Genomic DNA, 14,789 nt, shown 5'->3' with positions numbered 1-14,789 from the left:
CATCGACCCCGCCCTTGCTCAAGCCCGAGAGCATGACCTGATATCAATGGCTGGTACTATATTCGACATCCTGGCCATCTAGTGGCACTCAAGCGCGAGGACGGCTCCAGCACGTTTCGGCAGGACATTGCCATGGGGAAGGCCCTGGCAAGTATTGCAATAGGGCGTTAAGCCGCATGCCCCTTGAGCGCCTAAAAAGCATCACATTTTCTGGCGACGTCACAAAATCCGGCGAGGGTAATGGCGATCGCCGCCTACCGAGACTTGATAAGTCGGCTGAATCATCCTGCAACCTGAGGTGCGTGTACTACCAGGCATTCAGGCCAAGCGGTGGCCGTCTACGAAAGGTTACTTTTGGTTTCGCTGGAGGCAGACTCCGATGGGCGAATATCTGCTAATGGAAAAGAATTCTGAAATGACGGGAGATCAGTCGGACTATTTCATGGCGCTAGGCAAGTTAATTGAAAGCGTGGGCGATGCAAGATTCGCCTCTAATATGCACAAGATCATTGCGGCTACCGTGTCTATCGATTTCCTCGATTTGAGTGAATGGACCATCAACGAGCATGAACGGCGTATTATCAGTGTCCAGCCTTTGGGGCAAGAAAGCGCCGGACATAAGTTGATGAGCCCGCCTTCTTCGCCGCATGAGATTCTGCTCAATCGAATAGTCGAAGGTGAACTGACTCTGTTAGTTCACTTGAAACCGACGTGTAGCGCTGGAGCAGCGTGCGCGGGTGCGCCAGGTTTTTATAACTGCAATCTGGTATTGCACAAGTCAAAAAAGCTTTGGGCTATTTCCCTGTACCGCGAGCATCACCATCGTGATTTCTCACTTTCCGAATTATCGTTTTTGAAGAATTTTTCAGAGGCTTTGCTCCCCATGCTGGAGCAGCACGCTGGTGCAATGCTCAGTTCTTGCATGGCGAATGCTGAAAACGAAGCCTTTAGGCAGGGCGCCCTGCAACTTGAGCATGATTTCAACGAAAAGTTGAGTCGATCGAAGCTACGGTTGTCGACGCGTGAAAGAGAAATATGCCTCGGTCTATTGATGGGGTCTTCGATTCGAGCGCTCGCCGACAAGCTTAATGTCAAGAGCAGTTCCATCGAGACCTATTTGAAGCGGGCTGCAGCGAAGCTTGGCGCAACAGGCCGGAACGGCTTGATCAAGTGGATGGCGGGATTTTCTGAAGAAAGTTGAGTGCTGAAGGCAGTTTGCAATCGCAGGCTGCCCCGTTCATAAATACTATGCATTGCAATATGAAAATTGTAACATGGCTAACGTAGATACTGGTCTCAGTACGTTGACGCGACGTCATCCATAAAGCCAGACGAGGAGAAGTGGATTGAAATCAATCACAACGGTAGCCATAAGCCTGCTAATGTTCATGAACGGCGCGTATGCCGAAGGACTGACAACTTCGGCGGACAGTAAAGAACTGACCGTCAGCTTCGGTCAGCCCACCATTAAGCAAGTGCTGCATTACCGTAAAATGTACGACAAAAAACCTTTCCCCGATGCCGAAATTTATTACTACGACAACGGCACCTACAAACTCATTTCTCAGGGTGAAAACCACTATGGCGTTTACTCCATCCAGGGCAATGTAGATGAGGAATCGTTCACCGTGCGGTTCATTTCTCTGCCCTCTAGCGACTGGGGGAATAAAACGGCCTTTCATCAGTTAACGTTCGTCCGTGGAGACAAGGAAAACATGTTCATCCAGAACGCTATTGTTGATACCGGCGAGGCCCTTGCCCAGCAGAACGGCACTTATACCCAAGAAAAAAACACCGTCACGAATCCGGTGTCTACCACGTGGAAAAATAAATAGCCCTGATGGCGATTTAATGGTGATTGTAGTTATATACCCGCCTGGAAAGTTTACCCTGACCTCCGTTGCGCATCCCTGAGGAAACAGCGCGCTGTCACGTAAGTAGAGCGTTTCTCTGGAGGTCGGAAGTCAACCTTCAGCACGTGCTCAGCGCCAGGTGGCTATCGGTATCTCTGAACAAATCTCTCAATGCGCTGAATATACGAAGTGCGTTGGTGCGAGGCTGACTTACAGGCGCATACGGAAGGTGAGGGGCTCCCGTAGATAGCACGTGGGGCAGCGGTTCGGCGAGCCTCTCAGGAGAACGTATAAGGGTGTAGCGTTAGCTCGATTTTGTAGACTGTCGAAACGGGTTTAGGTTAGCGGATTGCGCAAAAGTATATCAACCGCGAACACGCCCAGTAACGTACCCGATGCCCAGCGGTGCGCGCGCATGGCCGTCGGGCGAGCGGCAAGGAAGCGACTGACTCGCGCGGCAGCCAAGACAATCAGACCGTTCAATGTAAGTGCAATTGAGATCTGCACCAGCCCTAACTGTATGTATTGCTTCAGGGTCGAGCCTGCCGAGGGATCAATGAACTGGGGGATCAGTGCGGTATACATTAGTGCTATCTTCGGGTTCAGTAAGTTCGTCACCAGTCCCATGGTGAAAAGCTTACGAGGGGAGTGCGGGGGAAGTTTGCGCGGCTCGAACAGTGAAGCACCGTTGAACATATTCCAGGCTAGGTAGCCGAGGTAGCACGCCCCCCCAAATCGGACCACGTCATAAGCCATCGGGACGGCCTTGAATAGCGCTGCCAGACCCAGACCTGAAGCAATCAGGTAGCAGGCGAATCCCAAAGCGACCCCTGCCAGCGAAATCATACCGGCCATACGCCCTTGTGAAATTGCTCTGGACGTTAGGTAGACCATGATCGGGCCAGGCGTCATGACCATGCCCAGCGCGATGATCGCCACACCAATCATATTCTCCAATGGCATCTCAATAGGCTCCTGTTCTCATGCTCAATTATTTTTGTGGGTAGCGATTATAGAGTTGAAGGTTGTTACTCAATGGGTAGCGGACTGACCATTGCCGATTGCACAATCCCACGCGTGCTGTGTACCAGGACTGTTTCTTTTGAATGAATGTATAAAGCTCGCCAGCGTAATGGAATCGAAATGTTGCACGTTAATGACATTTTTTTAAAAGGCGTATTAGTCTCTTTTATACTGTTTTTATCGTGTTCACTGTTGCTGCTGATTGTAGGGGATTAAATAGAGAGGTAACGTTAAAAGATTTTCACATCCGCATCAGCTTTTTGACGCTGTCGAATTAGCAGGGTTCGATTAAATCCTGAATTAAGCAAGACCACGCAGAAAAAGTCTGCAATGGAATACAGGGACACTGCTTAATATGCAGACCGTCATTTTCGTTTCTCACGATCATAAGGCCACTTCAAAGGCGCAGGGCACAGACGGGTCGCTGGGTGAGCCAGCAACCAAGTCCAACGATAAAAATATTAGACCTCGGCCCAGCGACGCTTCAGGTAGTCAACCACCTGCTGAGTCTGTGAGGCCCGCAGAAATATATGTCGAAAAAACATGCACCCGGACACCTCAGCCAGAGAATCATTCAGGTCAAGCTGACGAGTCATTTCAGCCACGCCCCCCTCAACCGTCCAGTCGGGCTCGGCTGCTGATGCCGTTCCCACTTTATACAGAGCCATACCAATATATAACGCTGTGCCGGTACCCCTCACGGTATCCGCCCACCACTGTGTGATGACGTCATAGCGGGCAACTTCCCGGGCAAACGGCCAGTAGACCTGCGGGGCAATATAATCAATGATGCCGTCAATGACCCATTTCCGCGTGTCTGCATACGCGAAGTCGTAGTTGGACGCACCGGCCTGCGTATCAGACCCCAGCGGGTCGTCAGATTTATTCCGCCAGACGCCTGCCGGACTGATACCAAACAAGACATCCGTGTTAACGGCGGCTATTTTTTTATGGCATGCATCAACCAGCGAATACGTGTTATTCCGTCGCCAGTCGGCCTTTGTGGTAAAGGTCGTATTGTAGGTCTGGTAGGTCGCATCATCATTGAGCAGGGAATCTGCGGATTCATAATAAAAGTAATCATCGAACTGAATGGCATCAACATCGTATCGAGTGACAATTTCTTCAACAATACGACTCACCCACGCCTGAACTTCAGGTATGCCGGGATTGAGCACAAAGCGCTTCGCTGATGTTCCTGTCCATTCAGGATGCAGTTTAAACACACTGGCCGGCGAGTCAGAGGATGAGTTATTCAACTCTTCTATTGTGGCATCACTGGTGTTCATTGATACGCGGTACGGGTTCACCCATGCGTGCAGCTCAATATGACGAGCGTGTGCCTGCTCAACAGCATAAGCCAGTGGGTCGAAGCCGGGATTTTTCCCGAGGGTTCCCGTCAGGTATTTCGACCATGGAAGCAGGTCTGATGCGTAGAATGCATCTGCGCAGGGAACAACCTGGAATATAACCGCATTCATTTTCATTGCCACAAGGTCATCAAGAATGCTGGTCAACTCTTCTTTCTGTGTATTGACACGTGCAGCCTCATCAGTGATGGCCAGAGATGAGACTGACGGCCAGTCAAGATTCGTAACGGTTGCGACCCAAGTCGCCTTGAGATTTTTCTTCGCGGTCGCCATTGCGGCTTCTCCTTTGTGCTGGGGTCTGAGGAAACGAAATACGCTGTCCATGCATGGGCATTTTGAAATGCCTATTCATTAACGAGTACGACACCTTCCAAGACGCTGGTAGGTAACCATGGCCGAGCAGATTATCGCGATGAGCGAGTTGCTGGGCTGAACGCCTGAAGAACGCCTGCTTGCACAGGCGTTCTTCAGGCATCGTACGTGGACGGCGTGTCAGCTCAGCTGCACGTCTTTCATCGCAGGAATGTAACCGTAGTCATATTCTTCCTGCACGAACGAGCGATCCCCTTTCAACAGGATTCTCACCGTCGGCGCCTCGGTGCCGCCGATACGATAATCCTCACCTTCGGTGGGCACGCTGTCGATGAATGAAGTCACCAGGCCGTTCGGCATGACGCAGTGGGAATACGTCTGGAAAGGCTGCTCGGGCGGATTGCCGAGCACCAGGCCGGAAGCGTTCATTGGCCGGTACGGGCCGAACAAATGTTCGCCGACAAAACCGTAGACACCGTCTGGTCCCGTAATACCATCGGCATACGTAAACTTGTGACTGATGGTGAACAAGTAATACTTGCCGTCCTGAAAGACATAGTGCGGGCGCTCGGTCTGATCGTTCACGCCGACGGCTGTCACCAAGGGCGGAAGTATTTCCCACTCTTCACCAGTGAGATCTTTTGCGACCGCCAGGCCGATACAACCTACCTGGAATCTGGCCCCTCCCACGTCTTCATGACCTGGTGGCACAGGACCCAGTTCGACACTCCCTACTGTGTGCGAACCGCGTTCACCGGCGACGTTGCCTTCAAACACCATATACAACTTGCCGTCATGGGGATCAATGAACGGGCTGGGGTCGCGAAAGTTCCAGGTCGAGTTCTGCGCTTCGGTTTGATAATAGGTGCCGTCGGCCTCGAACAGTTTTTTGACCTGAGTAAAGTCTTTCAACTCCACGCCCTGATCGGACGTCACAATACGGCCACGTACTTTGGCGATCGCTGCGCCGGGCGTGACGCAGGTGTAATAAAGATCAATATCGCCTTTGTCATTCAACAGTATGGGGGTGCCCGCCCACTCTCGGGTGGTGGGCGATACACCCTCGGCCATTACGCGACCACCAAAGATCCAGTCCTTGCCGGTACGCGAGTACCAGTAGCACATGCGTGCGCGGCCATGACGATCTTCCCAGTCACGCTTGATGTCATAACGGCCATTGGCGTCGAGGTATTGCGGATCATTGGGGTGACGGTCAGCCGTCAGGGTCAGGATGACCGACCAGCCGTTGACCGAAACCACCGTGCCATCCAGCTCGCGCAGCGGCATGGTGTCCCAGATGAATACCGTATCACTCATGACCGGGAAGTCCGCACTGACCAGTGGCTGCGTGGTGGTCGGGTCATTTTCATTGACCTTCAGCGCATCGGCGCGGGACCAGACAGTAGGGGCGTATTTGATGTTACCTACGAGAGGACTATTTTTGTGCTGGATTACAGCAGAGCTGCTATTGGACATAATTGATACCTTTAAATAGCTTTGGGAGGCAGCAGCGACGCTGCTGTACCTCTTTCGCTCAAAGGCGATAACTCGAGGCTCGCGGCCTTCACATGATTCAGCGTCCCGCAGCGGGGGCACTTGATTTGGAGTTCGGTGTAGTCACCCATGCGAGCCAGCAGCTTCTTGCACTGTCCGCATCGGTAGTCTTTCAACATTTGCACGGGTCTCCTTGTATTTCGCCCAATGAAAAACCCCGCCGAGGCGGGGTTTGGGGTGGATCGCAATGTATCGGTTGGCGCTGTTAAAAAGCCCGTATCCGATGGCTGCCCTGAGGCGCAAATCGCATATCGTGGTGTCTTTTTACCCGCATCCGGAAAGTCTGGAAAGAAGCACTTTCGGGGAAGGTCGAGTTTGGCCGGAGTTCAGCAAGAGTTCGACCACAGCTGCGCAATGGACCCGGATAAACGGTGCAAGACAGCGCTTTCATTGATGGCGCGGCGTTTCAGAAAAGCAAGCTGCCCATCAATTCACGATAGCAGCGTTTTTTCGTCTACCGGACAAGCGCCAATGCTCTATCTTATTTACGCTTCAAGGCCAGGGAAATCGCCTCGCCCAGCGCGCTGACGTGAGGTTCTCTCATCATGGTGTGATGCTCTCCGGGCACCAGGGTTACTTGCAAGTGATCATCGTGAAAGGCGCCCCAGCCCAGAGTGGTGTCGGGGTATGATTCGTCCTCGGCGATAAATAGCGAGACCTTGACTGCCGTGCGGGGGCTGACATGGGTTTCCATTGCCTGGCAAATCGAGTAGGCCACTGCCAGGTGAGTTCGCAGCAGTGCGGTATCGATATCCTTCCATAGCTCTGGTAGCAAGTTATTGCTAAGGATTAATTCAAGCATAGGTTGGATTTCGACGATGGCGGCCAGTTCTTGAAGTGATTTCTCCAGCGCTGGTGCCATGCGTTCTTTTACCTGCTCCAACAGGAACTGTGCTTCGCTAATTGGATGATTGGGCGCTGTCTCTTGTATGTTGGAATCGATAATACCCAGGAACTCTATCGTTTCACCCATGGCGATTGCCTGATGGGCCATTTCGTGGGCAATCGTCCCCCCTGCCGACCAACCGGCGATGCGATAAGGTCCATGTGGTTGCACTTCGCGAATAGCCGTCAGGTAGTGGGCAGCGATATCCGGTATCGTGCTCAGCGTCTTTTCTCCAGCGAAAAAACCATTGGCTGCAAGGCCGTAGACCGGTATGTCGGCGTCCAGCCAGGGTGCCAGATCCCGAGCATATTGCACCTCTCCACCCGCCGGGTGCACCAGAAACAAAGGGCGCTGGTTACCGTCGCGGCGGACGGGCACGAGGTTACTTCGAGGAGCCATCCGTGATTGTGGCGTCAGTGTTTGCGCGAAGCCAGTAACCGTAGGTTCCACGAACAAGCCTCGTAGACCGATGGTCTTGCCCAGTTCCGTTTGCAGCCTCGAGATCATCTGCACTGCCAAGAGCGAGTGGCCGCCGAGTTCGAAGAAGTGGTCATGACGACCGACTTGATCAATGCCCAGCAGGTCTTGCCAGATCTCGGCAATGGCCTGTTCGGTGGCACCTTGCGGCGCCTGGTATTCGCGGCTGATCACCGAGGACTGATCCGGTGCGGGCAGGGCCTTGCGATCCAGTTTTCCGTTGGGAGTCAGCGGTAGAAACTCGAGACGAATGTAGGCGGCGGGCACCATGTAGTCCGGCATCTGCGCCAGCAAATGCTCGCGCAGTACGTCGAGGCTCACTTCAGCCTCAGCGGTGAAATAGGCCACCAGGCGCTTATCGCCGGGCACGTCTTCACGGGCCATGACCACGGCCTGCTGCACTGTCGGGTGACGGCTCAGGCGGGCTTCGATTTCACCCAGCTCGATACGGAAACCACGGATCTTGACCTGATCGTCATTGCGGCCCAAGTACTCGAGGTTACCGTCTGCCAGCTGACGCACCAGATCGCCGCTGCGATACAGGCGATCACCGTCAACGAAGGGGCTGTCAATGAATCGTTCGGCCTGCTGCTGCGGCAGGTTCAGATAGCCGCGGGTGACACCGGCACCGCCTATGTGCAGTTGACCGATCACGCCTAGCGGAACGGGCTGGTCATGCGTATCCAGCACGTAAAGCCGCGTATTGCTGATCGGACGACCGATCGGCAGCGTGGCTTCTGGCACCGGCATGTGCGGCTCTAGTGTCCAGGCGCTGCAATCCACAGTGGTTTCCGTCGGTCCGTAAGCGTTGTGTAAACGTGCCCATGGCAGGCGCTGGCGGACCTGTTCGGCCAGCGCGACCGTCAGCTCACCGCCGCCGCAAACGATGTCGGTCAGACTGAGGCACTGGCTGCTTTCCGGCAGATAGAGGAATTGCTGAAGCAGCACCGGTACGAACTGCACCACGCTGACGTGCTGCTCACGAATCAGCCGAGCCAGATAGGCTGGATCATGCTGCCCGTCGGGACGCGCGAGTACCAAGGGCAGACCGCTGCAAAGCGGCCAGAAGATTTCCGACACCGAGGCATCGAAACTGATCGATGTCTGGTGCAACAGCGCGCCGTGCTGCGTTGCCGGGCAAAGTATCGAATCCCACTGCACCAGATTCGCGACGTTTCGATGTTCGACCTGGACGCCCTTGGGCAGACCGGTGGAACCAGAGGTGTAGATTACGTAGGCCAGATGCGAAGCGCTCAGGCCCGGCACGTGCGGATTCTGGACGTATTGCGTCTGCACAGCGGCGTCGTCCAGATTGATAACAGGCAACGAGTCGAGCGGCAGCATATCCGCTGTCGCGGTGTGCACCAGCACTGCGGCCGGTGCGCTGTCCTGCAGCACATAAGCCAGACGCTCGGCAGGGTAGGCGGGGTCCAGCGGTACATAACCGGCCCCGGCCTTGAGGATCGCCAGCAGGCCGACGATCATGGCCGGCCCACGCTCGACACAGATCGCCACCCGATCATCCGGGACAATGCCCAGGCCGATCAGGTGATGCGCCAGGCGGTTGGCCTCACGGTTCAGCTTGGCATAGCTCAGGCGCTGGGCTTCGAAGACCACCGCGATGGCGTCCGGTTGTACCCGCACTTGCTCTTCGAACAACTGATGAATGGTGCTGTCTTGCGGATACGGCACGGCGGTGGCGTTGAAGTCCACCAGCAGTTTTTGTAGCTCCTCCTGCGGCAGGATTGGCAAGGTGTTGAGCGCGGATGACGGTACATGCTCAAGTGCTTGCACCAGGCTTTCCAGTGCCTTTTTTACGTAACCAGCGATCCGTTCAGCCCCGATGTCGACCGGGCAGGTGAGGGTCAAGGCAAAACCTTGGCCCTCATCATCCACGTCCAAGGCCAACGGGTAGTTGGTGCGGTCCGTGCCTTTTAACCGCTCGATATCGATCCAGGTACCCAGACCCTCGGCGGTACTACTCGGTGCGTCGGTGTGCCGGTAGTTGAGCAAGGCGCTGAACAACGGAGTCGGTGCTTGCACCCCACTGCAGCGCTGAGCCAGTACCAGAGACGCATGTTCATGGCCGAGCAACGCGGTCAGGCGGGCGTGGGTCTGCTTCACGCCGTTGCGCACCCCCTGACTGCCCAGCTCGACCCGCAACGGCAGGGTGTTGATGAACATCCCCAACGAGCGGTCGGCGCCGTCGCCACCTTGCATCCGGCCCATCAATACGGTGCCGAAGACCACCTCATCTTTGCCGGTGACTTTGCTCAGTACCTGAGCCCAGGCCAAGTGGTACAGGCTAGCCGCACTGACGCCCAGGCTCTGTGCCTGCTGGCGTAAGCGGCCAGCCAGTTCAGCCTCGACCTCTTGGCGCACTTCTTCGAGTTCGCTGCCATCGCCTTGTACATCGTGCAGGTCGAACGGCAGGGTGGGCTCGTCGATGTCGCCGAGCAGGTCGCGGAAGAAAGCTTCGTGGGCCTCGAGGCTGACGCCCAGACGCGCCTGCGCCACGTAGTTGCGGTACGGCACCGAGGCGGGCAACAGGTGTTCCTGACCCTGCATACAGGCTTCGATCTCATGGGCCAGCACGGGTAGCGAGGTGGCGTCGTTGACCAGGTGATGAAACACCAGCAGCGCTGCCCAGCGGTCATTGACCGGGTCATGGGCATAGGCGATGCGCATCATGGGCGCCTTACGAATGTCCAGATGGTGGTGACGCGGGTCGAGGGCTTTCTGCAACTGCGCGTTGAGAACCGTGGCCTCGGGGTCGATGCGGAGCTCTTCCACGCTCAGCTCGGCATGGCGCCAGACCACCTGAACCGGTTCGTCGAGGTCTTCCCAGAGTACGCTGGTGCGCAAGATGTCGTGGCGGGTAATCACCGTTTGCAAGGCCGCAGCAAACTGTTGCACGCGTTCCAGTCTGTCAAAGTTGAATATTACCGTTCGCCGGTACGGGTCATCCTCGGGGGCCATCAGGTGGTGATAAAGAATACCTTCCTGCAGCGGTGCCAACGGGTAGATATCCTGTACGTTGGCCACGCCGCCCGGCACACGGGTCACGATCTGGTCGATGGAGTTCTGAGCCAGGTCCACCAACGGCAGCATGTCCGGGGTAATCCGTTCGCAGTGCTCAGGAATCAGGTTGGCCGGCACCACGATTTCCATGCCGCCGCCCACGGCTGCGGCCAGCGCGGCCAGGGTTGGCTGGCTGAACAACACACGCACATCGGCGCTCATGTTCTGTTGGCGCATGCGTTCGATCAGCTTCACGGCCAGCAGCGAGTGCCCGCCGAGCTCGAAGAAGTGGTCATGGCGACTGACCTGGTCGATGCTCAGCAGGTCTTGCCAGAGATCGGCGATGGCAATCTCGGTATCACCAATAGGGGCCTCGTATTCATGGCTGACCACCGATGACTGATCCGGAGCGGGCAGGGCCTTGCGGTCCAGTTTGCCGTTGGCGGTCAACGGCAGAGAATCGAGGCGCACATAGGCAGAGGGCACCATGTAATCCGGCAGTTGGGTTTGCAAATGGCTACGCAATAGGCCGATGTCCGGCGTCTCGTCCGCCCCCCTTGATGTGTAATAGGCCACCAGACGTTCGTCGCCGGGCACGTCTTCACGGGCCATGACCACGGCGTCTTTTACCGCCTCGTGCCTGGCCAGTCTGGCTTCGATCTCACCCAGCTCGATGCGGAAACCTCGGATCTTCACCTGATCGTCATCACGTCCCAGATACTCGATGTTGCCGTCTGCCAGCTGACGCACCAGATCGCCGCTGCGATACAGGCGATCACCGTCAACGAAGGGGTTGTCAATGAATCGCTCGGCCTGCTGTTGCGGTAGGTTCAGGTAGCCGCGGGTGACACCGGCACCGCCTATGTGCAGTTGACCGATCACGCCCTGAGGCACGGGCTGGTCATGTGTGTCCAGCACATAAAGGCGCGTATTGCTGATCGGACGACCGATCGGCAGCGTGGCTTCTGGCACCGGCATGTGCGGCTCCAGTGTCCAGACGCTGCAATCCACAGTGGTTTCCGTCGGTCCGTAAACGTTGTGTAAGCGTGCCCAGGGCAGGCGCTGGCGGACCTGCTCGGCCAGCGCGACCGTCAGCTCACCGCCGCCGCACACGATGTCGGTCAGACTGAGGCACTGGCTGCTTTCCGGCAGATAGAGGAATTGCTGGAGCAGCACCGGTACGAACTGCACCACACTGACTTGCCGCTCACGAATCAGTCGAGCCAGATAGGCTGGATCATGCTGCCCGTCGGGACGCGCGAGTACCAATGACAGACCACTGCAAAGCGGCCAGAAGATTTCCCACACCGAGGCATCGAAACTGATCGACGTCTTGTGCAACAGCGCGCCGTGCTGCGAGACCGGGCAAAGTAGCGAGCCCCACTGCACCAGATTCACGACGTTTCGGTGTTCGACCTGAACGCCCTTGGGCAGACCGGTGGAACCAGAGGTGTAGATCACATAGGCCAGATGGGCCGGCGTCAGGCCCGGCACGTGCGGGTTCTGGACGGATTGCGCCTGCCAGGCGACGTCGTCCAGATTGATGACAGGTAGCGAGCCGAGCGTCAGCACATCCGCAGTCGCGGCCTGCACCAGCACTGCGGCCGGTGTGCTGTCCAGCAGCATATAGGCCAAGCGTTCAGCGGGGTAGGCTGGGTCCAGCGGTACATAACCGGCCCCGGCCTTGAGGATCGCAAGCAGGCCGATGATCATGCCCGGTCCACGCTCGACGCAGATGGCCACCCGATCATCCGGGCCGATGCCCAATTCGATCAACTGGTGCGCTATCTGGTTGGCGCGGTTATTCAGCTCGTAATAACTCAGGCGAACATCGCCATGCACCACCGCGAGCGCCTGCGGCGTACGCTCGACCTGGGCTTCAAATAGCCCGTGGAGGGTCTGCTCCACCGGATAATCCAGCGTGGTGGTATTGAACTCGACCATCAGTTGATGGTGTTCCTGCTCCGGTAGAATCGAGAGGCTGTGCAAGGGCGCTTGAGGTGCATGCTCAAGTGCTTCTGCCAGGCTTTGCAGTGCCGCTTGCATGTAATTGCAGATACGCTGAGCGCCGATGTCGACAACGGTCTGGGCGTTGAGTACGAAGTCCTCTCCCAGATCGTCCACGTTCAACGTCAATGGGTAGTTGGTGCGTTCCTGCCCGCCCAGCATTTGAATGCCAGTCCATACGGCATCAGCTTGCGGACTCAATGCTTCGCTACCGCTGTGTCGGTAGTTGAGTAAGGCGCTGAACAACGGAGTCGGCGCCTGTACTCCACTGCAGCGCTGAGCCAGTACCAGAGAGGCATGTTCATGGCCGAGCAACGCGGTCAGACGGGCGTGGGTCTGCTTCACGCCGTTGCGTACGCCCTGCTTGCCCAACTCGACTCGCAACGGCAGGGTGTTGATGAACATACCCAAGGAGCGGTCTGCGCCGTCGCCCCCCTGCATCCGCCCCACCAATACGGTGCCGAAGACTACCTCGTCCTTGCCGGTGACCTTACTTAGTACCTGAGCCCAGGCCAAGTGGTACAGGCTGGCCACACTGACGCCCAGGTTCTTTGCCTGCTGGCGCAAGCGGCGGGCCAGTTCAGCGTCGACCTGCTGGCGCACTTCTTCGAGTTCGATGCCGTCGCCCTGTACATCGTGCAGGTCGAACGGCAGGGTGGGTTCGTCGATGTCGCCGAGCAGTTCGCGGAAGAAGGCTTCGTGGGCCTCAATGCTGACGCCCAGACGCGCCTGAGCCACGTAGTTGCGGTATGGCACCGAGGCGGGCAGTTGGTGTTCCTGGCCCAGCATGCAGGCTTCGACTTCACGGGAAATAACGGCCAGTGAGGTGACATCGTCAATCAGATGATGAAACCGCAGCATTGCCACCCAGCGCTCGTTAGCCGGGTCTTGCGCGCACACCATGTGCATCAGCGGTGCCTGACGAAGATCCAGGCGATGGTGACGCGGGTCGAAACGCTCGTGTAACCGGGCGGCAATATCGCCATCGGTCGGCTCCAGCAACACGTGCTCAAGCGTCAGGTGCGCTTCGCGCCAGACCACCTGAACCGGGTCGTCGAGGCCTTCCCAGAGTACGCTGGTGCGCAAGATGTCGTGGCGGGCAATCACCGTCTGCAGGGCCGCAGCAAACTGATGCACGCGTTCCAGTCTGTCAAAACCGAACAGTACATATTGCAGGTACGGATCCCCCTCGGCGGCCATTAGATGATGGTAAAGAATGCCTTCCTGCAGCGGTGCCAACGGATAGATATCCTGTACGTTGGCCACGCCGCCTGGCACCGTAGCCACAATGTGGTCGATTGCTGCCTGGCTTAGGTCCACCAGTGGCAGCATGTCCGGAGTGATGTGTTCGCCGCCCTTAGGAATCAGGTTGGCCGGCACCACGATTTCCTGGCCGCCACCCACGGCAGCGGCCAGCGCCACCAGGGTTGGCTGGCTGAACAGCACGCGCACATCGGCACTCAGGCCGACCTGGCGCATGCGTTCAATCAGCTTCACGGCCAGCAGCGAGTGGCCGCCCAGTTCGAAGAAGTGGTCATGACGACCCACCTGGTCAATGCTCAGCAGGTCTTGCCAGATCTCGGCAATGGCCCGTTCGGTAGCCCCTTGCGGGGCCTGATACTCGCGGCTGATCACCGACGACAGATCCGGAGCGGGCAGGGCCTTGCGGTCCAGCTTGCCGCTGGAAGTCAACGGCAGTTTTTCCAAGTGCACATAGGCGGTCGGCACCATGTAGTCCGGCAGTTGCGCCAGCAAATACTCACGCAGTACGTCGAGGCTCACTTGCGGCTCAGCGGTGAAGTAGGCCACCAGGCGCTTGTCGCCAGGCACGTCTTCGCGGGCCATGACCACGGCTTGCTGCACTCCCGGATGACGGCTCAGGCGGTCTTCGATTTCACCCGGCTCGATGCGCAGGCCACGGATCTTCACCTGGAAGTCATTACGGCCCAGGTATTCGATATTGCCGTCGGCCAGCCAGCGGCCGAGGTCACCGGTCCTGTAGAGGCGAGCACTCGGGTCGTCACAGAATGGATCCTTGATGAACCGCTCGGCCGTCAGTTGCGCAAGGTTCAGATAACCCCGTGCAACTTGAACCCCGCCAATGTAAATCTCTCCCGCTACCCCAAAGGGGACTGGCTGTTGATGGGCGTCGAGCAGGTAGATACGGGTATTGGCAACCGGTTTGCCGATCGGCGTGCTGTCAGGCGTGTCTAGCCCCGAGCAGTCCCATGCGGTGACATCAATGGCTGCTTCGGTCGGGCCGTACAGGTTGTGCAGCGCGATACC

The 14,789-nt window shown here is 57.0% G+C and carries 7 protein-coding genes and 1 pseudogene (1 of these 8 only partly in view); 3 read left to right on the top strand and 5 right to left on the bottom strand.

Annotation, left to right across the window (positions count from 1 at the left end):
• Positions 1-72: 72 nt before the first annotated feature.
• The 3 genes and pseudogenes from JOE29_RS25515 to JOE29_RS20955 all read left to right on the top strand — a co-directional run.
• Positions 73-165: pseudogene (locus JOE29_RS25515) on the top strand (heme-binding protein); the annotation flags it as partial.
• 214 nt (positions 166-379) lie between these two features.
• A complete protein-coding gene (locus tag JOE29_RS20960) occupies positions 380-1,201 on the top strand; it encodes a helix-turn-helix transcriptional regulator (RefSeq protein ID WP_017279818.1) in 822 nt (273 codons plus the stop codon).
• Positions 1,202-1,382: 181 nt separating this feature from the next.
• Positions 1,383-1,835: a hypothetical protein gene (locus JOE29_RS20955; protein ID WP_161632615.1), complete on the top strand. Its 453-nt coding sequence runs from the start codon at positions 1,383-1,385 to the stop codon at positions 1,833-1,835.
• Between the two features lie 354 nt (positions 1,836-2,189).
• On the opposite strand, the gene JOE29_RS20950 is transcribed toward JOE29_RS20955, so the two are convergent.
• From JOE29_RS20950 to JOE29_RS20930, 5 genes are all read right to left on the bottom strand, one after another.
• Complete coding sequence (locus tag JOE29_RS20950; protein WP_065089000.1) at positions 2,190-2,816, bottom strand: LysE family translocator; 627 nt, start codon at positions 2,814-2,816, stop codon at positions 2,190-2,192.
• Between the two features lie 521 nt (positions 2,817-3,337).
• Positions 3,338-4,519, bottom strand: coding sequence for a glycoside hydrolase family 10 protein (locus JOE29_RS20945; RefSeq protein WP_103365275.1), 1,182 nt, complete (start codon positions 4,517-4,519; stop codon positions 3,338-3,340).
• A 219-nt stretch (positions 4,520-4,738) separates the two neighbouring features.
• Positions 4,739-6,034 (bottom strand): glycoside hydrolase family 68 protein, encoded by a 1,296-nt coding sequence (locus tag JOE29_RS20940; protein WP_016567139.1) that lies wholly within the window; start codon positions 6,032-6,034, stop codon positions 4,739-4,741.
• A gap of 11 nt (positions 6,035-6,045) precedes the next feature.
• Positions 6,046-6,231: a Com family DNA-binding transcriptional regulator gene (locus JOE29_RS20935; RefSeq protein ID WP_003317600.1), complete on the bottom strand. Its 186-nt coding sequence runs from the start codon at positions 6,229-6,231 to the stop codon at positions 6,046-6,048.
• Between the two features lie 362 nt (positions 6,232-6,593).
• Positions 6,594-14,789, bottom strand: partial view of a non-ribosomal peptide synthetase gene (locus JOE29_RS20930; protein ID WP_210079831.1) — the 3' end only. The gene runs 24,795 nt beyond the window's last position; the window shows 8,196 of its 32,991 coding nt (coding positions 24,796-32,991); its start codon lies beyond the right edge, outside the window; it ends in the stop codon at positions 6,594-6,596.

Origin of the sequence: Pseudomonas sp. PvP009 (assembly GCF_017832995.1) — a bacterium.
In the GTDB taxonomy this organism is placed as follows: domain Bacteria; phylum Pseudomonadota; class Gammaproteobacteria; order Pseudomonadales; family Pseudomonadaceae; genus Aquipseudomonas; species Aquipseudomonas syringae.
This window is presented reverse-complemented; position numbering and strand designations above follow the sequence as displayed.